Origin of the sequence: Leucobacter sp. MMO-125 (assembly GCF_037148395.1) — a bacterium.
Taxonomy (GTDB): Bacteria; Actinomycetota; Actinomycetes; order Actinomycetales; family Microbacteriaceae; genus Leucobacter.
The window spans coordinates 514,455-535,726 of record NZ_JBBCTL010000003.1; the positions used below are offsets into that span (position 1 = coordinate 514,455).

The 21,272-nt window shown below is 68.1% G+C and carries 16 protein-coding genes and 1 tRNA gene; 9 read left to right on the top strand and 8 right to left on the bottom strand.

Annotated elements, in window-relative coordinates; genetic code table 11:
* The first annotated feature begins 11 nt into the window (after positions 1-11).
* Positions 12-1,697, top strand: a complete 1,686-nt coding sequence (locus WFI54_RS10025; protein ID WP_336652646.1) for an amidohydrolase — start codon at positions 12-14, stop codon at positions 1,695-1,697.
* 28 nt (positions 1,698-1,725) lie between these two features.
* Here the strand turns inward: WFI54_RS10025 and WFI54_RS10030 are convergent, their stop codons facing one another.
* From WFI54_RS10030 to WFI54_RS10040, 3 genes are all read right to left on the bottom strand, one after another.
* Entirely contained in the window at positions 1,726-3,051 is a 1,326-nt protein-coding gene (locus tag WFI54_RS10030; RefSeq protein ID WP_336652647.1) for a flavin monoamine oxidase family protein, read from the bottom strand.
* Between the two features lie 131 nt (positions 3,052-3,182).
* Positions 3,183-4,007 carry a purine-nucleoside phosphorylase gene (locus WFI54_RS10035; RefSeq protein ID WP_336652648.1) on the bottom strand — a complete coding sequence of 275 codons (825 nt, stop codon included), beginning with the start codon at positions 4,005-4,007 and terminating at the stop codon, positions 3,183-3,185.
* 10 nt (positions 4,008-4,017) lie between these two features.
* A complete protein-coding gene (locus tag WFI54_RS10040) occupies positions 4,018-6,777 on the bottom strand; it encodes an aminotransferase class I/II-fold pyridoxal phosphate-dependent enzyme (protein WP_336652649.1) in 2,760 nt (919 codons plus the stop codon).
* A gap of 231 nt (positions 6,778-7,008) precedes the next feature.
* Here WFI54_RS10040 and WFI54_RS10045 point away from each other — a divergent pair, with 231 nt between their 5' ends.
* Both WFI54_RS10045 and WFI54_RS10050 read left to right on the top strand, forming a co-directional pair.
* Entirely contained in the window at positions 7,009-8,448 is a 1,440-nt protein-coding gene (locus WFI54_RS10045; RefSeq protein WP_336652650.1) for an NAD(P)H-quinone dehydrogenase, read from the top strand.
* A 44-nt stretch (positions 8,449-8,492) separates the two neighbouring features.
* The gene (locus tag WFI54_RS10050; RefSeq protein WP_336652651.1) at positions 8,493-8,873 is read left to right on the top strand and encodes a cupredoxin domain-containing protein; all 381 of its coding nucleotides are present in this window, start codon (positions 8,493-8,495) and stop codon (positions 8,871-8,873) included.
* A 100-nt stretch (positions 8,874-8,973) separates the two neighbouring features.
* On the opposite strand, the gene WFI54_RS10055 is transcribed toward WFI54_RS10050, so the two are convergent.
* The 3 genes from WFI54_RS10055 to WFI54_RS10065 form a co-directional block, all read right to left on the bottom strand.
* Positions 8,974-10,311, bottom strand: coding sequence for a class I SAM-dependent RNA methyltransferase (locus WFI54_RS10055; RefSeq protein WP_336652652.1), 1,338 nt, complete (start codon positions 10,309-10,311; stop codon positions 8,974-8,976).
* A gap of 309 nt (positions 10,312-10,620) precedes the next feature.
* A tRNA-Gly gene (locus WFI54_RS10060) sits at positions 10,621-10,694 on the bottom strand.
* A gap of 56 nt (positions 10,695-10,750) precedes the next feature.
* Complete coding sequence (locus WFI54_RS10065) at positions 10,751-12,028, bottom strand: serine hydrolase domain-containing protein (RefSeq protein WP_336652653.1); 1,278 nt, start codon at positions 12,026-12,028, stop codon at positions 10,751-10,753.
* Between the two features lie 118 nt (positions 12,029-12,146).
* Between WFI54_RS10065 and WFI54_RS10070 the strand changes: the two genes are divergently transcribed.
* The gene (locus WFI54_RS10070; RefSeq protein ID WP_336652654.1) at positions 12,147-13,199 is read left to right on the top strand and encodes a biliverdin-producing heme oxygenase; all 1,053 of its coding nucleotides are present in this window, start codon (positions 12,147-12,149) and stop codon (positions 13,197-13,199) included.
* Between the two features lie 130 nt (positions 13,200-13,329).
* Here WFI54_RS10070 and WFI54_RS10075 read toward each other — a convergent pair whose 3' ends face one another.
* Together WFI54_RS10075 and WFI54_RS10080 are read right to left on the bottom strand one after the other, a co-directional pair.
* Positions 13,330-14,616 (bottom strand): ATP-dependent DNA helicase, encoded by a 1,287-nt coding sequence (locus tag WFI54_RS10075; protein ID WP_336652655.1) that lies wholly within the window; start codon positions 14,614-14,616, stop codon positions 13,330-13,332.
* 87 nt (positions 14,617-14,703) lie between these two features.
* On the bottom strand, positions 14,704-16,029 hold the full coding sequence (locus WFI54_RS10080; protein WP_336652656.1) for an MFS transporter: 1,326 nt from the start codon (positions 16,027-16,029) through the stop codon (positions 14,704-14,706).
* 235 nt (positions 16,030-16,264) lie between these two features.
* On the opposite strand from WFI54_RS10080, the gene dnaK reads away from it, so the two are divergent.
* Genes dnaK through WFI54_RS10105 form a run of 5 tightly spaced genes read left to right on the top strand, consistent with a single transcriptional unit; the run spans position 16,265 to position 21,242 of the window.
* Positions 16,265-18,112, top strand: a complete 1,848-nt coding sequence (gene dnaK / locus WFI54_RS10085; RefSeq protein WP_336652657.1) for a molecular chaperone DnaK — start codon at positions 16,265-16,267, stop codon at positions 18,110-18,112.
* A gap of 2 nt (positions 18,113-18,114) precedes the next feature.
* Positions 18,115-18,726, top strand: coding sequence for a nucleotide exchange factor GrpE (locus WFI54_RS10090; protein ID WP_336652658.1), 612 nt, complete (start codon positions 18,115-18,117; stop codon positions 18,724-18,726).
* On the top strand, positions 18,719-19,681 hold the full coding sequence (locus tag WFI54_RS10095) for a DnaJ C-terminal domain-containing protein (protein ID WP_336652659.1): 963 nt from the start codon (positions 18,719-18,721) through the stop codon (positions 19,679-19,681). The genes WFI54_RS10090 and WFI54_RS10095 overlap by 8 nt, the downstream gene beginning before the upstream one ends.
* A 14-nt stretch (positions 19,682-19,695) precedes the next feature.
* Entirely contained in the window at positions 19,696-20,118 is a 423-nt protein-coding gene (locus WFI54_RS10100; RefSeq protein WP_336652660.1) for a heat shock protein transcriptional repressor HspR, read from the top strand.
* Complete coding sequence (locus WFI54_RS10105; RefSeq protein WP_336652661.1) at positions 20,106-21,242, top strand: class I SAM-dependent methyltransferase; 1,137 nt, start codon at positions 20,106-20,108, stop codon at positions 21,240-21,242. The genes WFI54_RS10100 and WFI54_RS10105 overlap by 13 nt, the downstream gene beginning before the upstream one ends.
* The last annotated feature ends 30 nt before the right edge of the window (positions 21,243-21,272 follow it).

Consider the following 21,272-nt stretch of genomic DNA (forward strand, 5'->3'; position numbering starts at 1 on the left):
CAAGGAGCCCCATGCACACCGCCACCACCGGAGGAGACCTCGCCGTCATCGGGGCGCACTTGCGCACCAACTCCGACCGCGACACCACCGCCGATCCCGCCCTCACCGCGATCCTCATCCGTGATGGTCGCATCGTCGCCCTCGGCGACGACGCCACGATCCGCGCCGCCGCCGAAGAACACCGCATCGAGGTGCGCGACCTCGCCGGAGCCACCGTCACTCCGGGCCTCTTCGACGGACACACCCACCCCCACTGGGCTGCGGAAGTCACCGCCGGTATCGACCTCGGCGGCCTCGGCACCATCGAGGAGCTGCGCGCCGCCATCGCCGCGGAGCATGCCCGCCTGCCCGAGGGCGCCTGGTTGCGGGGCTGGAACCTCGAATACGAACCCTTCGAGCACGCCGCCCTCGACACCGGTGGCCCCGGCGGCCTGCGCGGCGAGCTGATCGAAGACGCCGCCCCCGGCCGCCCCGTCGCGCTCATCTGCTACGACCTGCACACCGCCCTCGGCACGGCCCCCGCGCTCGCCGCCGCTGGCATCACTGGGGCCCGCGACTTCGACGACGCGAGCGAGATCGTGGTCGACGCTGACGGCACCCCCACCGGGGAGCTGCGCGAGCCCACCGCGTACAGTCTGCTCTTCGCGGCCGCACCGCAGACCTCGCCTGAGGCCGAGCGCGACGCCCTGCGCGACATGTTCCGCCGTCTGGCAGCCACCGGTCTCACCGGCGGCGCCATCATGGACGGCAAGGAGCGCACCGTCGAACTGCTGGGCGAACTCGAAGCGCGGGGCGAACTCGACCACCGCGTCACTGTGCACCACTGGCACGCCGTCGGCGACACTGACGACGATGTGGCGCGCGTCATCGCGGTGAAGGATCGCCGCGGCCGACTCTGGCAGACGGGCGCCATCAAGCTGTTCAGCGACGGTGTGATCGACACCGGCACCGCCTGGTTGCACGCCCCCGACAGCTGCGGTGACGGCCGCTCGGCGTTCTGGCCCTCCTGGGATCGTTTCGCCGAGGTGGTGCGCGCCTACCACGACGCCGGCATGCTCATCGCGACGCACGCGGTGGGCGACTACGCCGTCAGTCGGGTGCTCGACGTGTATGCGTCGCTGCCGCCGCGCGAGGGCCTCCCCTTCCATTCCATCGAGCACCTCGAAGTGCTCTCCGACGCCGATGTCGAACAACTGCGCAGCTGCGCGGCGGGCGGTGAGGCAGGCACTGTGGCGCGGGTCACGGCGTCGATGCAGCCGCTGCACATGCAGTGGCGTGCAGCGGATCACAGCGACGGTTGGGCGGCCAGGCTCGGCGAGGGGCGCAACGAGACCGGCTACCGGGTGCGCGATGTGATCGACGCGGGTGTCACCTTGGTGCTGGGGTCGGATTGGCCGGTTGCGCAGTACGACCCCCGCATCGGCATGGCGTGGGCGCGCGGGCGACACACGCCGGGTGACGCTTCCGCGCACGTGTTCGAGCCGTCGCAGCGGCTGAGCGGCGAAGAGGCGCTGCTGGCCTACACGCTGTGGCCGGCGCGCGCCCGCGGGCATGCGGATCGCGGTGTGCTCGCCGAGGGTGCGGTGGCAGACCTCACCGTATGGGGTGCCGACCCGGTCGCGGTCTCGCCCGATGAGCTGCCGGAGGTGCCGATCCGTCTCACCGTGGTCGACGGCCGGGTCGTCTTCGAGGGGTAGTGGCCCGGGAGCGCTCGCACCTCGCGTTTCAGCGCGGTGCGAGCGCTTCGGTGACCCGGCGGGCTTCTCGCAGCCCGCTTTCGATGGCGCCGTCGATGAAGCCGCCCCAGAGGTTCGCGTTGTCGGTGGTGGCGAAGTGCACGGCACCGGCGGGCTGCTGTAGCTCGGCGAGGTCGCGGGTGAGCTGGCCGGGGCGGTGGGTCATCCAGGTGGTGCGGGCGAGGGGGTCGGTCATCCAGTCGTGCGCGGTGGCTTCGACGACGGTGACGCCCGGGCGGCAGGCGTCGACGGCGGCCTGGATGCCTGCGAGGTCGTCGAGGTCGATGCGGGTGTGGTCGGGGCCGAAGCCGACGAGGATCGTGGAGTCGCCGCGCTCGTCACTGCAGTAGAACTCTGCTTTCAGCACGGAAATGGGGTCGTGCTGGCTGGCGTAGGCGAAGAACCGGGGTAGGTGCCCTGCGGCCCGGATCCACACTTTGGTGCCCTGCGAGGCGACCGTTTCGGCATGCTGTCGCTGCCAGGCTGCGGGGAGGGGCGGATCGAAGCTGATGCCGGAGATCGCGTTGACGGGCAGGGTGCTGATGACGCGGCGGGCGCGGATCCGCTCGCCGTCGGCGGTCTCGACGATGACGTGCGTGCCGGTGTTGTCGCCGTTCTCATGTTGGGTCACCGACACGACGGCGGTGTTCAGGCGGATCTCGCCTGGCACGTCGGCGGCGATGCGATCCGTGAAACCTCGCATGCCGTCGACCACCCGGAAGGTGGCCGAAGCTTCGTGCATCAGCTGCCAGTGGCCGCCGGTGGCGGCCACCCAGCGCAGCGCACTTGACAGGCCTACCTGATCGAGCGGGGCATTGACGTGCCCCACCCACACCGACTCGTTCGCGGCACGCGCCTCTGGGTCGAGGTCGAGGGTGTCGAAGCGATCCTGCAGGCTCAGTGCGTCGAGTTGCGTGATGCGCCCCGTAGTGGGCTCGGTGCCGCGCGGCATCGCCTCGCGCACATCGTCGATCACCAGCTGCTGGCCTTCGTCGATGAGCGCCATGAACTCGGCGAGATCGCCCTTTCGGGGAGTGCCGTCGGCGCCGCGCCAGTAGGCCTCCTCAGCGGCTGGGCTTCGTACGATCTCGCGACCGTATCGGGTGGCCTCGGCCCAGACGTGCGGCTGCACCCAGTGAATCCAGTTCGCGCCCATTTCGAGGTCGTGTCCGAGGCGGTGGTCGGTCCAGGTGCGACCGCCGATTCTGTCGCGCGCTTCGAGCGTCACCACCTCGAAGCCTGCTCGGCCGAGCTCTCGCGAGGCCACGAGCCCCGCGAACCCGGCGCCGATGACCACGACGTCGACCGACTGCATATGTTCTCCTCCGAGTGGCGACTCTGCCTGCAATGCTGTTCAGCCTAGCCGCCGGGTGCGCCCCACCCCGTCAGACGTTCTCACCGAAAACGGGGCGCTGATCGTACGAAGGTATGCGATCCGCCCCCGCCTTATAGGCGCGTCACGATGCGGGAGAGCAGATCGGCGAGGCGCGGCTCGGCAGCCTTGCCCTCGGCGAGCACCTCATCGTGGCTGAGCGGATCGCCCATGCCTGCGGCGGGGTTCGTGATGAGCGACAGCCCCAGTACCTCCATGCCGGCCTGCCGGGCGGCGATCGCTTCGAGCGCGGTCGACATGCCCACGATCTGGCCGCCGATCACGCGCAGGTAGTGGATCTCGGCGGGGGTCTCGTAGTGCGGGCCCGGCAGCTGCACGTAGACGCCCTGCTGCAGTGCGGGCTCGGCCTCGCGGGCGAGGTCGCGCAGGCGCGATGCGTAGAGGTCGGTGAGGTCGACGAAGTTGGCGCCCTCGATCGGTGATGCGGCGGTGAGGTTGAGGTGATCCGAGATGAGCACGGGCTCACCGGCCCGGAAGGCGGGGTCGATGCCGCCGGCACCGTTGGTGAGGATCATCGTCGTTGCGCCGGTGGCTGCCGCGGTGCGTACACCGTGCACCACGGCGCGCACGCCGCGCCCCTCGTAGAAGTGGGTGCGTGCCCCGATCACGAGCGCATGCTTGCCGCTCGCGAGGCGGATCGAGCGCAGCGTGCCCGAGTGGCCCGGCACACCAGAAACGTGGAAGCCAGGCACCTGCCCGGCGGGGATCACCGCGACGGTCTCACCGATCACGTCGGCGGCTTTGCCCCAGCCGCTGCCGAGGGTGAGGCCGATGTCGTGCCGCGCCACACCGGTGAGGCGGGCGATGGCTGCGGCGGCCTCGGCGGCGAGGGCGGCGGGGTCGGATGAGGAGGCTGCGTGATCCTGCGCGTCGTTCATGGTCACCAGCCTATTCGGCGCGCAGCACCCGGTAGCCGCGGCGAGGGTCGTAGCCGTGGATTTCGCGGGTGTCGAGCACGGCCATGAAGTCGAGCACTTCTGCGGTGATGATCTGCCCGGGCACGAGCACGGGGAAGCCGGGCGGGTAGGGAGTGACGAAGCCTGCCGAGACCGGCTGCTCGCTGCGCAACACCCGCTCGCGCAGCTCCTCCGGCAATACGTGCTCGATGTGGCGGCGCTGCTGGCCGCGGAAGAACGCGGTGCGCACATCGCCGTCGGGCAGCCCTGGGGCGTCGTAGCCCGGCGCGAACGAGCTGAAATCGGGCAGCGGCGGCATGGGGGCCGTGGCGGTTTCGGTGGGCTCTGGATCGCGTTGCGCCCGATCCTCCTCGAAGCGCTCCGCAAGTTTCACGAGCACCTCGATGAGGTAGGCGATCGCGCTGCGCGTGGTGCCGATGTTCGTCATGAAGAGCACCGTATTGCGGCTGGTCTTGTTGACCTGAATGCCGTAGCGGTTCATGAGGTGCTCGTGCTTGAAGGTGTCGCCGTCGACGCCGGTGCGAGTGATCTCGACGGTGACGCGCGATGGGTCGATCACGAACTCGTCGGCCGCCCACGCCTGCCACATCGAGGCGAGGCCGTCACGCAGCGGCATGGGGCGCCGTGTTTCGCGGTGCCCTGCGGGGATGAGCTCGTTCGCGGTGAGCACGCGGTAGGTGCGGCGCAGTAGCGGGTGCCGCGCGATCGCCTGGGAGAGGCTGGTGGCGAGGTCGAGCTGCTGCTGCACGAGGGTGAAGCCTTCGAGCTCGACCTGCCGCCGCCCGAGGTCGAGCGACGCCAGGATCTGGTAGTTCGGCGAGGTGGAGGTGTGGGTCATGAAGGCCTCGTGGAAGGGCTCTTCTGCCTCGCGCACCCAGTCCTGGTCGTAGACGTGGATCATGGAGCCCTGCCGCAGCGCGGTGAGCGTCTTGTGGGTGGAGTGGGTGGCGTACACGCGAATGCGGGCGTCGGGGCTGGGGATCAGCCGTTCTTCGAGCCACACGGCGTCGGGCGCCGGGGTGCCGTCGGGCCCGTGGAGCCGCTGCTGCTGGGCCCGGTAGGCGGCCGCGTGGGCGGAGGTCTTGAGGCGTTCTTCGAGGTTTTTCGCCGACGCCATCGCGGTGCGGCGACGGGTCACCGGGTGGAAGGCCGCGAACGCGAACCAGGCCTCGTCCCACAGGAACACGAGGTCGGGTTTGATGGCGAGGCACTCGGCCATCACGCGTTCCGGGTCGTAGACGATACCGTCGAAGGTGCAGTTGGTGAGCGTCACCATGCGCACCTCGTCGAGGCGGCCGGCGGCGCGGTAGTCGAGCAGCAGCTGCTTGATGCGGTCAAGGGGCACGGCACCGTAGAAGGCGAAGTCGTTGAGGGGGTACGCCTCGAGGTAGGCGGCGCGGCCGCCGGTGAGCATCATGGCGTGGTGGTGCGATTTGTGGCAGTTGCGGTCCACGAGCACCACGTCACCCGGGCTGACGAGCGCCTGGTGCACGATCTTGTTGGCGGTGGAGGTGCCGTTGGTGACGAAGAAGGTGTGTTTCGCCCCGAAGGCGCGTGCGGCGAGATCCTGCGCCTTCTTGATTGCTCCGGTGGGGGCGAGCAGTGAGTCGAGGCCGCCGGAGGTGGCGCTGGTTTCGGCGAGCAGCAGGTTGAGGCCGTAGAAGTCGGCGAGGTCGCGGATCCACTTCGAGTTGACCACGGATCCGCCGCGGGCGATGGGCAGGGCGTGGAAGACGCCGACGGGCCTGCGCGCGTGATCTTGGATGGCGGAGAAGAACGGGGTGTCGTAGAGGTGCGATACGCGGCGCAGCAACGACAGATGCAGTTCGAGTTGGTCTTCGCGGCGGAACACGCGGCGGAAGCGGCGGGTGAGCGCCCCAGCGAGATCCTCGATGTGTGCGCCCGCCATGAGGTAGAGGTCGAGTTCTGGGCGGATCGCGGCCAGGGTGTCGGCGAGGCCCAGCACCCGCTGCACCGAGGCGAGCGAGGACCGTTCAGAGGTGCGGCCGGTGCTCACTTCGGAGCGGGCCAGTCTGATGGCGTCGATGAGGTCGCGGCTGAGGCGCTGTCTGGTGCTGTCGCTGAATCCGGGCCGCACCACGCAGGCGAGAATGTTGGGGTTGGTGAGCACAGCGGCGACGGCGTCGTCGGCGGAGGGCACCACCACGAACTCGTAGGTGAAGGTGTCTGCTGATCCGCGCAGGCGCAGTGCTTCTGAGCGCATCAGGTCGCGGTCGGCGGGGGTGGTTTCGTCGACGATGAGCACTTCGAAGCGGGGCCGGGTGTCGGTGTCGGCTGCTGCTTCGGCCCGCTCCTGCTCGTCGAGGTGCTCGTCGCGCGGTTCTTCGGGCACGGTGTCGCTGCGCAGTCGGTTCACCACGCGGCCGATGCGGTCGAGGGCAGCGCGGTAGTCGCCGATCTCGAGCAGTTCGCCGATGCTGCGCACGTAGCGCTGCCCGAAGCCGGCCCAGTACATTTCAATGGTTTCGAGGGCTCTCAGGCTGCGGTGGATCTCGCTGTCGCCGGCGAGCGCTTCGGCGTCTTCGCCGCCGAGTGCGAGCCGTTTCACTGCGAAGCGCAGGTACTCCCAGGCGTCGCTCCGCAGGCGCCAGGTGCTTGCGGGCATTCCGGGGTCGCGTTCGAGGGCGGCGGATCCGGTGCTGCGGGGCGGCTGCGTCGCGCTGAGGCTGTGCGTCTCAGCGAGGGGGATCCCGTGCTCGATCCTCGTCATGTGCAGTCGTCCTTCCCAACCTCTTTGTTTGCTCGGCACCCGCTCGCGTTGCCGAGATCGATCCTAGGGTGTTGAGAATGCCTGCACGGGCACTCGGATGTGAACGGTAGTCATGTACGTCATACACGACGATTTCGCCTGTTTTTCAGCGAAATGCATCACCATTTCGAAGGTTGCCGCGAGCGTGATCCGCGACGGCGAACGCAGGGCGCAGCGCCTAGGATGGAAGGCATGGCGAAAGCGTATGAACGGAAGCATCGGATCGCTGTGCTCGGCGGCGGCCCAGGCGGATACGAAGCGGCGCTCGCGGGTGCCCAGCTCGGCGCCGAAGTCACGCTGATCGAGCGCGCCGGCGTGGGCGGGGCCGCGGTGCTCACCGATGTCGTGCCCTCGAAGAGCCTCATTGCAACAGCCGGCGGTGTGCAGGCGGTGCGCGATTCAGGTCGTCTCGGCGTCCAGGCCTTCGTGCCGGGCGGCGATGGCAAGCCTGTGCGGCCCGAGATCGCCGTCAACCTCGCAGCCGTCAACAAGCGCCTGCTCGCCATGGCCGGCGCGCAGTCCGTCGACATGCTGCAGAGCCTTGAGACCGCTGGGGTGCGCGTCGTGCAGGGTGAGGGCCGCCTTGACGGCACCGGTGCGGTGCTCGTTTCCACGGCGGCCGGCGACGGCGGCACCGACTTCGACAGGGTCGAGGCCGACACCATCGTTGTCGCTGTGGGATCCAGCCCCCGTGAACTCGACTCGGCGAAGCCTGATGGCGAGCGCATCCTCACGTGGAAGCAGCTCTACAACCTGCCCGCCATCCCCGAGCATCTCATCGTGGTCGGTTCGGGTGTCACCGGGGCCGAGTTCGCCAACGCCTACCGCACCCTGGGAGCCGAGGTGACGCTCGTCTCCAGCCGCGAGCAGGTGCTGCCGGGCGAAGACCCCGACGCTGCCGCCGTGATCGAGCGTGAGTTCAAGCGCCTCGGCATGAACGTCATGTCGAAGTCGCGAGCCGACTCTGTCGTGCGCAGCGCCGACGGCGTTGTCGTGACGCTCTCCGACGGTCGCACCATTGAGGGTTCGCACTGCCTCATGGCTGTCGGCTCGATCCCCAACACCCGCGGTCTCGGTCTCGAAGAGGCGGGGGTGCAGCTCACCGACAGCGGGCACATCCGCGTCAACAAGGTGGCCCGCACGGGGGTGCCCTCCATCTACGCCGCAGGCGACTGCACCGACTTCTTCCCGCTGGCCTCGGTGGCGTCCATGCAGGGGCGCACCGCAATCATGCACGCGCTCGGCGACTTCGTGCGCCCGATCGATCTGCGCAATGTCGCAGCCAACGTCTTCACCTACCCCGAGATCGCAACCGTGGGCTGGAACGAGCGCACCCTCGCCGAATCCGAGGGCCTCGCCCAGCACGTCACCCACACGGTGCCGCTCAGCGTGAACCCGCGCGCGAAGATGATCGGCTTCACCGACGGCTTCGTCAAGCTCTTCGCGTGGAAGGCCTCGGGCACGGTGATCGGCGGCGTCATCGTCGCACACCGCGCCAGCGAGCTCATCTTCTCGCTCGCACTGGCGGTCGAGCATCGCCTCACCGTCGACCAGGTCGCCTCGGCCTTCGCCGTGTATCCGTCGATGACCGGTGCGATCACCGACGCCGCTCGCGCCCTGCACCGCCACTGAGCGGGTGCGAGCGACCCCCGCTTCCCAACCCCAGGAGTTGCACAGTGTTCCGTGAAACCTCAGCGATCACCCGCCGCGCCGTGGTGCTTGGCGCGCTCGGCGTCGGATCCCTCGTCGGCCTGACGGCGTGCTCTGCGTCGAAGCCTGCGGCGGTGCCGTCTGACGACGTCGAGACCGACGTCGTGGTGCACATCATCGACAATCGCTACGTGCCTGCCGAGATCGACATCGCAGCGGGCACCGCCGTGCGCTGGGTGTTCGAGGGCACTGCCGAGCACGACGTCGTCGCAGCCGACGGCAGCTTCGTGAGCGAGCTCATGACCGAGGGCAGCTACACCCACGTGTTCAAGAAGGCGGGCGATTTCGCCTACGACTGCTCTGTGCACCCCGAGATGACGGGTGTGGTGCGAGTCAGCGCGCAGTAGGCCACGATCCACCGCGATCCGCCCTCGGATCTCAGGCAGCTTGACGCGCTGATCCGCTGCCGCGTGGCTGAGGGGCGCGAAGCACCCCTCAGTATCTCCGCTACGCGCGCTGGAAGGTCGCGAGGCTCTCGAAGTGGTGGGTGTGCGGGAAGATGTCGAAGGCGCGCAGGCCGGTCAGCTCGTACCCCGACTCGCGCAGCGTCTTCGTGTCGCGGGCGAGCGCCACCGGATCGCATGCCACGTACACGATGTTCGCCGGGGCGAGTTCGATGAGCTGCCCCGTTACGCCGCCGCCCGCACCCGAGCGGGGCGGATCCAGCACCACCGTGCCACGACGCAGCCTGTCGCGCACCGGGGCCGACGCCCGCAGCAACTCGGAGAGATGCCGATCCACGCGGGCAGTGAGTGCAAGCGCCCCCACCAGCTCCGACAGGTTCTCGGCGGCGTCATCGGTGGCTCCGGGCTCAGCCTCCACAGTGGTCACCTTGACGCCGGGGCCCGCAGCCTCAGCCATCGCAGCAGCCAGCAGGCCGGCACCGCCATAGAGATCAAGGTTGCCCGCCGCGGGGTCGAAGCGGCCCTCATCGATGAGCTCGGCGATCGCGTCACGCACCGCGGTGAACAGCACCGCGGGCGCTTCACGGTGCACCTGCCAGAAACCGCCGGCGCGCACGAGGAAGCCCCGATCTTCCACCAGCTCATGAATCGTGTCGTTCTCACCGGCGCGAGTCTTCTCGCCGGCGAGGCCGATCAACATGCGCGGATCTGCCGCGGCAGGCGCGATCAGGTCGACGGTCGCGACGCCGGGCATCAGATCGCCCAGCGGCGCGATCTGCGCGATGCCCTCGCTCGCGAGCGGCAGCGACTCCACCGGGATCACACGACGGCTGCGCGCCGCGTAGGGGCCGACCACACCCGTTTCGGGGTCGACGTGCAAGCGAACGCGCGTGCGGTAGCCGAGGCCGCCGTTCTCCTCGTCGCCGGGTGCCGGCTCGACGAGCTCGGCCAGCGCTTCGGCGAGGTTTTCACCCTCTTCGGCGGCGAGTTCGACGTCGCCGAAGCGGCGCATCGCATCGGTCAGCACCTCGGCCTTGAGCGCACGCTGGCGCTCCAGCGAGATGTGGCCGAACTCGGCACCGCCCGCCCGATCCTCAGGATCGCGGTCGATCGCGGCCTCGGCCCAGACGTGGTCGCGGCGATCGGCGGAGGCGTCGAGCACCTCGACCGTAGTGGCGCGCGCGAATGACTTCTTCTTCGCATCGGTCACTCGGGCACGCACTCGCTCGCCGGGGATCGCATCCGAGACGAACACGACACGCCCTTCGTGCCGGGCGACGCTCACCCCGCCGTGGGCGATGCCGGTGACGTCGAGTTCGATCGTCTCGCCGATTTCGAGCGGCGTGTGTGCGGAGTGTTCCCGTGAAGACATGGTCACCATTCTCCCATCCCGCCAGCCGCTTGGTGCAACGCGTTAGCGTTGCGCGGCTATGCCGCCGGAGGAGCTTGCGACGACGGTTTCGGGTTCTTGAGGGTTCCCGGAGGTTGTGAAACGGGGGAAGGCCCGCCGAAGCGGGCCTTCTGAAGTGGAGGGACCGACGGGAATCGAACCCCGGCCAGCCGCTTGGTGCAACGCGTTAGCGTTGCGCGGCTATGCCGCCGGAGGAGCTTGCGACGACGGTTTCGGGTTCTTGAGGGTTCCCGGAGGTTGTGAAACGGGGGAAGGCCCGCCGAAGCGGGCCTTCTGAAGTGGAGGGACCGACGGGAATCGAACCCGCGTTCTCAGCTTGGGAAGCTGATGTCTTACCATTAGACGACGATCCCAGGGCGATAGCGCCGCACCAACTATAGCAGTGCGCGGCGTGATCGCCTGCCGCCTGCTACTCGGTGGCTTCTTCCTCTGGTGGCGCCTGGCAGATCGCGGCGCTGGCGAGTGCTGCGGTCTGGTCGGCTGCGGTCCACGGCAGTTCGGGGCCGGCACCCGCCTCGGTCGCGAGCGCGGCAAGTTCGAAGGCGAGTGTCTTGACGAAGGCGGCTCCCGCAGAGGAGTTGTTGAGCGCTACGACCACCGAGAACCCGGACTCGGGGTCATGGTAGGCGGCTGTCAGCGTGCCCGTGATGGCACCGCTGCGCCCGTAGAGGGCGCCGATCTTCTCCATGCCGAAGGCCCATTCGCCTGCTGCGGTGTCGGGTTCGCTGGTGGGGTTGCCTTCGGCGTCGCGCTCGGGGTTCTGGAGGGGCACGGTTTCGGTGATGCGCTTCGAGGCTGCGCCGCCGAACGTGCCGTCGAGGTAGTGCTCGTAGAAGTTCTTGAGGTCGGTGACCGTGGTGACTGTGGCACCTGCGCCTCCGAGCATGGAGGGCGAGACCTCTGGCTTTTCAGCGACGCCGGCTTCGCAGACGGGCGCGCCGCCGCTCGACGGGTAGGCGAGGCCGGAGAGCGTGTTACCGCTCACCGTGGTGCTGGAGAGATTGGGGAAGTAGCTCGAACCCATGCCTGCCGGTTCGAAGACCTTGGCTTTGAGCAGGTCGGAGATGTCTTCGCCGGTTTTCACGTGCAGGGCGCGGGAGAGCACGAGCGCATTGGTGTCGGAGATGTTCACGTCGCGGCCGGGCCAGGGGAGCGGCGAGCCTGCGAGGCCCTGGGCGATGAGTTCTTGGTCGGGCCAGGGGCGGGTGGGGTTATTGACGAAGATATCGGCGATGGTCGCTTTGAAATCGGCGAGCCCTGAGGTCATGCCGCAGAGCTGTTCGTAGGTGATGTCGTCGATGCCGGATAGGCGGGTGAGGTCTTTCTCAACGAGACGGTCGAGCTTGATGGTGCCTTCTGCGACGTAGTCGAGCAGCAGTGCGCACAGCACCGGCTGGGTGGCTTGCGCGCCACGGATCAGGCTGTTGCCGTCGACGCCTTCACCGTAGCCGCGCACGTAGGCGTTGTCGCCTGACCAGACGCCCACGACGGCCTCAGTGGAGCCGCTCTGCTGCATCGCGGTGGCGATCGCATCGTCGATGCTGCTGGCGAGGCCCTTGTCGAGGGTCGCCACGTCGCTCGAGGCTGAGATGGCGGGCCCGCCGGTGCACGCGGTGAGGCCGAGTGCGGCGGTCGCGAGGAGCGCGACAGCCGCGAAGCGGGTGCGCTGTGCAAGTCTCGGGATCAAACTCGACCGCCAATCTCGGCTCGGAACACGAAGAACACACGAGATTCTAGTGCGCGCGGCTGGGAGTCATGCGGCTCGACTTACCAGGTAAGGCTTGCCTGAGTAAGATGGGACGGTGATGAGCTTTGCAGATGACGTGATCGCCGCAGTGACCGGCCACATGAACGGCGACCATCCGGAGGACAATCTGCTGATCGTCCGTGCGTTCGCAGCCCCTGATGCGGTGTCGAGCCGCATGGTCGGCGTGACCGGTGAGGCCGGTGTCTGGCTCGTGACCGACGCCGCGGGTGAGCGCGAGGTGTCGATTCCCTGGCCCGGCGGCGAGATTGCTGAGCGGCCGCAGATCCGCCGCGAGGTGGTGGCTCTCTACAAAGCCGCCTGCGAGAAGCTCGGCGTGCCCGCGCGGGAGGAGCACGGCAGCGCTTCGCACCACGGCGAGGCACACGCCCACGGCGAGGGCCACTCGCACGGTGCCCCGAAGGGCCGTCACGCCGCCGATGCGGATGAGGCGTCGGGCGAGAAGCCGTTCTCCGCGGTGATCCGTGAAAGCTCCTGGTCGGATCACTCCGACAGCGAAGGGGCCACCTTCATGGAGGACATCATGCGGGGCAAGGGCACGCTGCAGGATTACATCGACCTCGTGGCGCAGCACTTCTTCATGTACGAGGCGCTCGAGGAGAGCGCCGCCAGCCTCGCCGCCGATCCGGCGTTCGCGCCGTTCAACGTTGCCGGGCTGGTGCGCATGCCCGCTCTCGAAGCTGATCTGCGCCACCTCATCGGCGACGACTGGCGTGATCGCATCGCCCCGGTGCCTGCGACGGCCGCCTATGCGGCCCGCATCCGCGAGGTTGCCGAGGAGGGGTGGGCTGCTGGCCTCGTCGCGCACCACTACACCCGCTACCTGGGCGACCTGTCGGGCGGTCAGATGATTGCGAAGCGCGTTGCGAAGCAGCACGGGCTCGATCATGACGGCATTGCTTTCTACGACTTCGAGGCACTGGGTTCGCTGGCCGATTTCAAGACCGAGTACCGGGCCTCGCTCGATGCGCTCGGCGTCGGTCTCGACGCAGATGAGCAGGCGCGCATGCTCGATGAAGTGCGTGCCGCATATGCCTTCAACACTGCTGTGTTCAGGGATCTCGGCAAGGCTCGCGACGCCGTCGCTGCCTGATTGGGAACGCGGCCGGGCTGGGCCTGATCGGCGTGCACGGCGCGCACCCCGCTGAGCCGCGGGCGCGGGTGGTGCCGGGCTGCGGCGGCGGGTCGGCGAGTGGCGGATCCGGTTTCGGATCCGCCCCCTGTCAGGAAGCCGCGCCCTGCTCCGTGCCGCGCTCCGCGAAGAACCGCACCACATGGGGGTCGACTATCACGTCGCGCGGTTGCAGCGGGCGCCTGAGAAACAGCCCGTCGAGGGAGCGCACCCGGCTGAGCGCCACGTAGGTCTGCCCTGCGCTGAAGGCGCGCGGGCCGAGGTCGACCACGGCGGCGTCGTAAGTGTGGCCCTGCGATTTGTGCACGGTGACGGCCCAGGCGAGGCGCAGCGGAAACTGCTCGAACTCGGCTACCACCTCTTTTTCGAGCTTCTTCGTTTCGGCGTCGTAGCGGTAGCGGTAGCGCTCCCACGTTGTCGGCTCGACCTCGAACTCCTCGCGATCCACCTCCACCCAGACGGTGCCGTCGACCCGTGAAACGGTGCCGATGGTGCCGTTCACCCAGCGCCCGTCGGGGTCGTTGCGCAGGAACATCACCTGCGCGCCAGGTTTGAGTTCGAGCACCTCGTCGGCGGGGTAGGTGTTCTCGCGGAACTCGCCGTTGACCTCGGCGACGGCTCGCAGCGATGAGCCGCGAATCTCGGCGAGCCGTTCCGCGTTGATGCGGTTGACGGTCGCGTTCGTCGTGGCGAGGGTGATCACATCGCGCGGTGCCGGGCGGGCGCCCGCAGCGTTAAGCTCGTTCGCCTCATCCTCTGCGACGACACCGTGCCGCACCGCGCCCAGAATCTGCTTGAAGCGGTCGTCGCGCTGCCGGTGCACCTCGTTGAGTTCGATCACCGACATGGGCGTCGTCGCCCACACCTTCGCGTCGAAGAACCACAGCGAGCGGTAAGTGTCGGCGAAGTATGCGCGCTCGTGGGGATCGCGGGGCGGCACTGGCGGCAGTTGGAACGGGTCGCCGAACATGATGATCTGTGCTCCGCCGAAGGGGTCGTGCCGCTTGCCGCGGGCGAGCCGCAGGGAGCGGTCGATGGCGTCCATGAGGTCGGCAGAGACCATGGAGATTTCGTCGATGACGAGGGTGTCGATGGAGGCGAGCATCTTCTTGAGCTCGGCGGGCTGATCGAGATCGTGATCGGCGATGATGCCGGTGGGCAGGCGCAGCAGCGAGTGGATCGTCTGGCCGCCCACGTTGAGGGCGGCGACGCCTGTCGGGGCGCAGACCGCGATGATCTTGCTGGTGTTCCAAGAGAGGTGCCCGAGGATCGTCGATTTGCCGGTGCCGGCGCGGCCCGTCACGAAGATGTGCTCGCGGGTGTGCTCGATGCGCTCGTATACGGCGAGCTGCTCGGGGGAGAGGTCGGGGCGTGCCACCGGTCCAGGGTACCGCTGCTGGGGCTCTGGCGCGGTGCGCTGGTGTGGCCGTTGGTGCGCCGGCTTGAGCTGTCGGCTGCCTCGGGCTCAGCTCGCCGGCACCCGCACGGGGAGGAGGAGAGCGAGGCCGACGAGCAGCACGAGGGCGATGCCGATGATGCCGAAGATCGTGGAGCCGCCCAGGGCGACCGCGATGGTGAAGGTGAGCGGGGCGAGGAAGGAGACGGCGCGACCGGTTGTGGCGTAGAGGCCGAACATTTCGCCCTCTTTGCCTGGCGGGGTGAGGCGGGCGAGGAAGCTGCGGCTCGACGACTGCACGGGCCCCACGAAGATCGTGGCGAAGAGGCCCACGATCCAGAATGCTGGGGCGCCGAGGGGTGCGAGGGCGAACATCAGCACGAGCGCGATCACGAGCAGCACGAGCGAGACCGTCATCACGTTCTTGGCGCCCACGCGATCTTCGACGACGCCTCCGAGGATGGTGGCGAGACCCGAGATGACGTTTGCCGCGATGGCGAACATGATGACGGTGGCGGGCTCGAATCCGAAGGAGAGCGAGGCGACGATGCCTGTAAAGGTGAAGATACCGGCGAGGCCGTCGCGGAAGATCGCGCTGGCGATCAAGAAGAACAGGGTGTGGCGGGAGGTGCGCCAGAGCTGGCCGATGCTGCGGAAGATCGCGCGATAGCCGGCGACGACGCCTACGACCCGGCGGTCGCTGTCGGCTGAGATCTCGGGCACTGCGAAGAAGGTGGGGATCGCGAAGACGGCGAACCAGAGCGCGCACACCACCATGGCGAGGCGCACGTTCCAGCCGCCGTCGCTGGTTACCCCGAACCAGCCGGTGTCTGGCAGGATGAAGCCGACGAGCACGATGGTGAGCAGCACGATGCCGCCGAGATAGCCCATGCCCCAGCCGAAGCCGGAGACGCGGCCCACGTTTCGGCTCGTCGAGAGCTGAGTGAGCATCGAGTAGTAGTTGACGCTTGCGAATTCGAAGGCGATGTTGCCGATGGCGAGCAGCACGAGCCCGAGCATGAAGTATTGGGGTGCCGGGGCCACGAGCACCATGAGGGCGGTGCAGGCGACCACGATGCCCGTGGTGACGGCGAGGGAGTGTTTGCGGTGGCCGGTGGCGTCGGTGAGTCTGCCGAAGAGGGGGGCGAAGAGTGCGACGGCGATGCCCGCGATCGAGAGGGTGGTGCCGAGGGCGACAGAGGTCTGCTCTTCTGGGCCGAAGGCGGCTGAGGTGATGTAAACGGTGAAGACGAAGGTAGTGACGACGGCCTGGAAGGCTGCGGATCCCCAATCCCAGAGCGACCAGGCGAAGATCGTGCGTTTCTTGACCTGCGGGGCCGCGGGGTCGTGCAGATGATTCTCGTGCAGCGCGGAATCCGACGCGGTCTCGGTCATGGGGTCACTGTACTCGATCATGGCAAACAGATGGGAGCGTGCGGGTGAACCCTGAGAGTTGAGTGTGTTCGACTCAAGTTTACGGAATCCTACTTGACTGTCGCGCGACGCCGAGTAAACTTGAGTGCATCAGGCTCAAGGTCTTCCCTGAGGGGAGCGCCGTGGGCGTCAGGACCACGGATTCCTCCCCGCAGTGGGCAACGGATCCGAAACAGTACATACAGAAGGAGAACACATGTCACGTGCAGTAGGCATCGATCTCGGCACCACCAACTCGGTCGTCGCCGTGCTCGAGGGCGGCGAGCCCACCGTCATCGCGAACGCCGAGGGGTTCCGCACCACTCCCTCGATCGTCGCATTCACCAAGGATGGCGAGGTGCTCGTCGGAGAGACCGCGAAGCGTCAGGCCGTCACCAACGTCGACCGCACCATCGCCTCCGTCAAGCGCCACATGGGCACCGACTGGAAGAGCGACGAGATCGACGGCAAGCGCTACACCGCGCAGGAGATCAGTGCCCGTACGCTCATGAAGCTCAAGCGCGACGCTGAGACCTACCTCGGTGACAAGGTCACCGACGCCGTCATCACCGTTCCCGCCTACTTCAACGACGCCGAGCGCCAGGCCACCAAGGAGGCCGGTGAGATCGCGGGCCTCAACGTGCTGCGCATTATCAACGAGCCCACCGCAGCCGCCCTGGCCTACGGCCTCGACAAGGGCAAGGAAGACGAGCTCATCCTGGTCTTCGACCTCGGCGGCGGCACCTTCGACGTCTCGCTGCTCGAGGTGGGCAAGGACGACGACTTCTCCACGATCCAGGTGCGCGCCACTGCCGGCGACAACCGCCTCGGCGGCGACGACTGGGATCAGCGCGTTGTCAGCTGGCTCGCAGATCAGTTCAAGGCCTCCACCGGCGTTGACGTATCGAACGACAAGATCGCGCTGCAGCGCCTTAAGGAAGCAGCAGAGCAGGCGAAGAAGGAGCTCTCGAACTCGACGAGCACCCAGATTCAGCTGCCCTACCTCTCCCTCACCGAGAACGGCCCCGCCAACCTCGACGAGACGCTCACCCGCGCCAAGTTCGAGGACCTCACCAAGGATCTCCTCGAGCGCACCCGCAAGCCCTTCGAAGACGTGATCAAGGAGGCCGGCGTCAAGGTCTCCGACATCGCCCACGTGGTGCTCGTCGGCGGCTCGACTCGCATGCCCGCTGTCACCGAGCTCGTGAAGAAGCTCACCGGTGGCAAGGAGCCCAACAAGGGCGTCAACCCCGATGAGGTTGTCGCCGTGGGCGCCGCGCTGCAGGCCGGCGTGCTGAAGGGTGAGCGCAAGGATGTGCTGCTCATCGATGTCACCCCCCTGAGCCTCGGCATCGAGACCAAGGGCGGCATCATGACGAAGCTGATCGAGCGCAACACCGCGATTCCCACGAAGCGCAGCGAGACCTTCACCACGGCCGAGGACAACCAGCCCTCTGTCGCGATCCAGGTCTTCCAGGGCGAGCGCGAGTTCACTCGCGACAACAAGAACCTGGGCACCTTCGAGCTGACGGGCATCGCCCCGGCACCCCGCGGCATCCCGCAGATCGAGGTCACCTTCGACATCGACGCCAACGGCATCGTGCAGGTCTCGGCCAAGGACAAGGGCACCGGCAAGGAGCAGACCATCACCATCTCGGGTGGTTCGACGCTCTCCAAGGAAGACATCGAGCGCATGGTGCGCGAGGCCGAAGAGCACGCCGCCGAAGACAAGAAGCGCCGCGAGTCGGCCGAGCAGCGCAACAACGCCGAGCAGCTCGCCTACTCGGTCGAGAAGCTGATCTCCGAGAACGAAGACAAGCTGCCCGAGGACGTCAAGACTGAGGTGCAGGGCGATCTCGACGCGCTCAAGCAGGCGCTCGCCGGCGACGACGACGAGGCCGTGAAGACGGCTGCCGACAAGCTCGGCCAGAGCCAGACCAAGCTCGGCGAGGCGATCTACGCGGCCGCACAGGCTGAACAGCCCGCCGCAGACGCCGACGCCGCAGGGTCGAACGATGACGACGTGGTTGACGCCGAGGTCGTCGAAGACGAGGAGCAGAAGTAACCATGGCAGCACAGGAACAGCGCACGCCGGGCGAAGACCCGAACCGCGACGATGTTCCTGCGACGACGGGGCCGGAGGCGAATGCCTCCGGCCCCGTGCCGCAGGAAGACGGGCTCACCGTCGATGACATCCTGAACGCAGACCAGAGCACCGACGCGAAGGCCGCCGACGCAGCTGCAGCCGAGGCCGCTCCCGAGGAGAACCCCTACCTCGAAGATCTGCGCCGTCTCACCGCGGAGTACGCGAACTACCGCAAGCGCACCGAGGCCAACGCGCAGCTCGAGAAGCAGCGCGCCGTGGCCGCGGCGGTCACCCCGCTGCTCACAGTGCTCGACGATCTCGACCGCGCTGAGCAGCACGGTGATCTCGTCGAGGGCACCGCGTTCTTCACCATTGCGCAGAAGATGCGCGCCACTATGGAACGTCTCGGCTTGGTGAGCTATGGCGAGAAGGGCGAACCCTTTGACCCGCAGCTGCACGAGGCCATTGCGCAGGTGCCCGTGCCTGGCACCGAGCAGCAGACCGTTCTGGACGTGATCGAGCGGGGGTACCGCGTCGGCGACGTCGAGCTGCGCCCCGCCAAGGTAGCGGTGGCGGTGGGGGCAGATGGCTAGTCAGGATTGGCTCGAGAAAGACTTCTACGCGATCCTCGGCGTCTCAAAAGACGCGAGCGAGGCTGAGCTCAAGAAGACGTACCGCAAGCTCGCCCGCAAGCATCACCCCGACTCCAACCCCGGCGACGCCGTCGCCGAGGCGAAGTTCAAGGAGATCAGCGAGGCCTACTCGGTGCTCTCCGACAAAGAGCAGCGCGCCGAGTACGACCAGATTCGCGCCATGGGTGCTGGCGGCGCCCGCTTCACCGCAGGCGGGGGCGGCGGTCAGGGCTTCGAGGACATCTTCGGAGGCATGTTCGGCGGTGGTCGCGGCGGTGCCAACTTCAGCTACCAGGGTGGGTTCCCACAGGGCGGCCAGGGTTACGAGGACATCTTCAACATGTTCGGTGGCGGCCGCAGCGGCCCGCAGCCGGGGCGCGACATCCAGGCCACGACCACGCTCGATTTCGAGACCGCCGTGCAGGGCAAGACCGTCACGCTGCAGACCCCGAATGGTTCGGTGAAGGTGAAGATTCCGGCGGGTGTCTCGGACGGGCAGAAGATCAAGGTGCGCGGCAAGGGCGAGCCGAGCCCGAACGGCGGGCCCGCGGGCGACATCATCCTCACGGTGAGTGTTCGCAAGCACCCCGTGTTCGAGCGCGACGGCCAGAACCTGCGCCTCAAGCTGCCGGTCACCTTCTCGGAGGCCGCGCTCGGCGCGACCGTCGAAGTGCCGACCCTCGGCGGCGATCCCGTGCGCCTCAGGGTGCAGCCGGGAACGCCCAGTGGGCGGGTGCTGCGGGTGAAGGGGCGTGGTGTGCAGAGTGCCAAGGGCACCGGCGACCTGCTCGCCGAGGTGCAGGTGGTCGTGCCGTCGCACCTCTCCGAGGAAGCCCGCGCGGCGCTTGAGGCCTTCCGCGAAGTGGAGCCCCGGGAGAACCCGCGCGAGGATCTTCTGTCGCGCGCCCGTGGCTGAGAGCGGTGAGACCCATGGCTGAACCTCAGATGGATCGCTACACCCCGGTATTCGCGATCGCCGCCGCCGCGGAGCTGGCCGAGATGCACCCCCAAACGCTGCGACAGTACGACCGAATCGGGCTCGTGTCGCCGCAGCGCACCCGTGGCAACACCCGCCGCTATTCGCTGCACGATGTGGCGCGTCTGCGCGAGGTGTCACGGCTGTCGGCCGAGGGGCTCAGCTTGGAGGGGATCCGCCGGGTGCTGCGGTTGGAGGATCGGGTGCGCGAGCTCGAGGGCCGTGTGCACGAGCTCGAACAAGCGCTCGCTCAGGAGCAGCTGCAGCGGCCCGAGCGGCGTGTGTTCGCTGCCGGTGCCGCGGGCGGGGAGGTCATCACCCTGCGCCGCGGCACCCGCGTGCGGCGCAACGCCGAGGTTGTCGTGTGGAAGCCGTAACCGCGCTCTTCGCGCAGCTTTCGCGAGAGCCTGATTTCGATGCTCCTGAGTTGCAGGCCTACGATTCTGCCGATGAGCTGATGCTCGACACCGTCGCCGATGAGCTGCGCGGCATCGACGACGGTGAGCTGGTGGTGATCGGTGACCGTCACGGTGCGCTCACGCTGGGTGCGGCGAGCCTCGGTGCGCGGCGGATCCGCGTGCACCAGGATCCGCTGCTCGCCGAGCGCGCGCTTACCGCGAACGCGGAACGTCTCGGCCTTGCCGGGATGCACAGCTCGCACCCGCTCGACGAGTCGCTGCTGCGCGATGCGCGGCTGGTGCTGCTGCAGTTGCCGCGGGGCCTCGACGCGCTCGATGAGATCGCCTGGTCGATCGCGCGCTGGGCGCATCCCGAGGTGCGGGTGGTCGCCGGCGGGCGCGTGAAGCATATGACTCGTGCTCAGAACGAGGTGCTGGGCCGCTCCTTCGGCGAGGTCTCGGCGGGGCTCGGGTGGCGCAAGGCTCGGGTGTTGCGGGCGAGCGCGCGGCGTGACATCGGCCCCGCGCCGTTTCCGCAGTGGGGATCGGATGCTGCGCTCGCGTTTCGGGTTGCCGCGTTCGGGGCGACATTCGGGGGTGCCACGCTCGATCACGGCAGCAGGCTGCTGCTCGAAGGGCTGGGTGTGCCCGAAAGGCCTGGCGTGAAGCCCGCCCGTATCGTTGATCTCGGCTGCGGCAATGGGGTGCTGGCCGTTTCTGCGGCGCTGCGCTGGCCCGACGCCGAGGTTATCGCGACAGACCAGTCGGCCGCCGCGGTTGCTGCGGCTCGGCTCACCGCGGCAGAGGCGGGTGTGGCGGATCGGGTGGCGATCCACCGTGCTGATGCTCTTGAAGCCGTGCCCGATGGGTGGGCGGATCTGATCCTGCTCAACCCGCCGTTTCACACGGGGGCGACGGTGCACGCGGGAGTGGCGCACCGCCTGATCCGCGCGTGCCGTCGCGCACTCGCTCTCGGTGGCGAGCTGCGTCTCGTTTTCAATTCGCACCTGCGCTATCGGCCCCTCGTGGAGCGCGAGATCGGCCCGGTGCGCGAGGTTGCCCGAGACCGCACCTTTACGGTGCTGTCGGCGATGCGTCGCTGAGCTGGGTGTGCTCGCCAGTGCGGCCCACCG

Bases quoted from the DNA above. Each gene is read 5' to 3' on its own strand.
- WFI54_RS10080 (WP_336652656.1), bottom strand. From the start codon at position 16,029: ATGACCGAGACCGCGTCGGATTCCGCGCTGCACGAGAATCATCTGCAC.
- WFI54_RS10055 (WP_336652652.1), bottom strand. From the start codon at position 10,311: ATGGTGACCATGTCTTCACGGGAACACTCCGCACACACGCCGCTCGAA.
- WFI54_RS10040 (WP_336652649.1), bottom strand. From the start codon at position 6,777: ATGACGAGGATCGAGCACGGGATCCCCCTCGCTGAGACGCACAGCCTC.
- WFI54_RS10025 (WP_336652646.1), top strand. From the start codon at position 12: ATGCACACCGCCACCACCGGAGGAGACCTCGCCGTCATCGGGGCGCAC.
- WFI54_RS10030 (WP_336652647.1), bottom strand. From the start codon at position 3,051: ATGCAGTCGGTCGACGTCGTGGTCATCGGCGCCGGGTTCGCGGGGCTC.
- WFI54_RS10045 (WP_336652650.1), top strand. From the start codon at position 7,009: ATGGCGAAAGCGTATGAACGGAAGCATCGGATCGCTGTGCTCGGCGGC.
- WFI54_RS10070 (WP_336652654.1), top strand. From the start codon at position 12,147: ATGAGCTTTGCAGATGACGTGATCGCCGCAGTGACCGGCCACATGAAC.
- WFI54_RS10090 (WP_336652658.1), top strand. From the start codon at position 18,115: ATGGCAGCACAGGAACAGCGCACGCCGGGCGAAGACCCGAACCGCGAC.
- WFI54_RS10100 (WP_336652660.1), top strand. From the start codon at position 19,696: ATGGCTGAACCTCAGATGGATCGCTACACCCCGGTATTCGCGATCGCC.
- dnaK (WP_336652657.1), top strand. From the start codon at position 16,265: ATGTCACGTGCAGTAGGCATCGATCTCGGCACCACCAACTCGGTCGTC.
- WFI54_RS10035 (WP_336652648.1), bottom strand. From the start codon at position 4,007: ATGAACGACGCGCAGGATCACGCAGCCTCCTCATCCGACCCCGCCGCC.
- WFI54_RS10095 (WP_336652659.1), top strand. From the start codon at position 18,719: ATGGCTAGTCAGGATTGGCTCGAGAAAGACTTCTACGCGATCCTCGGC.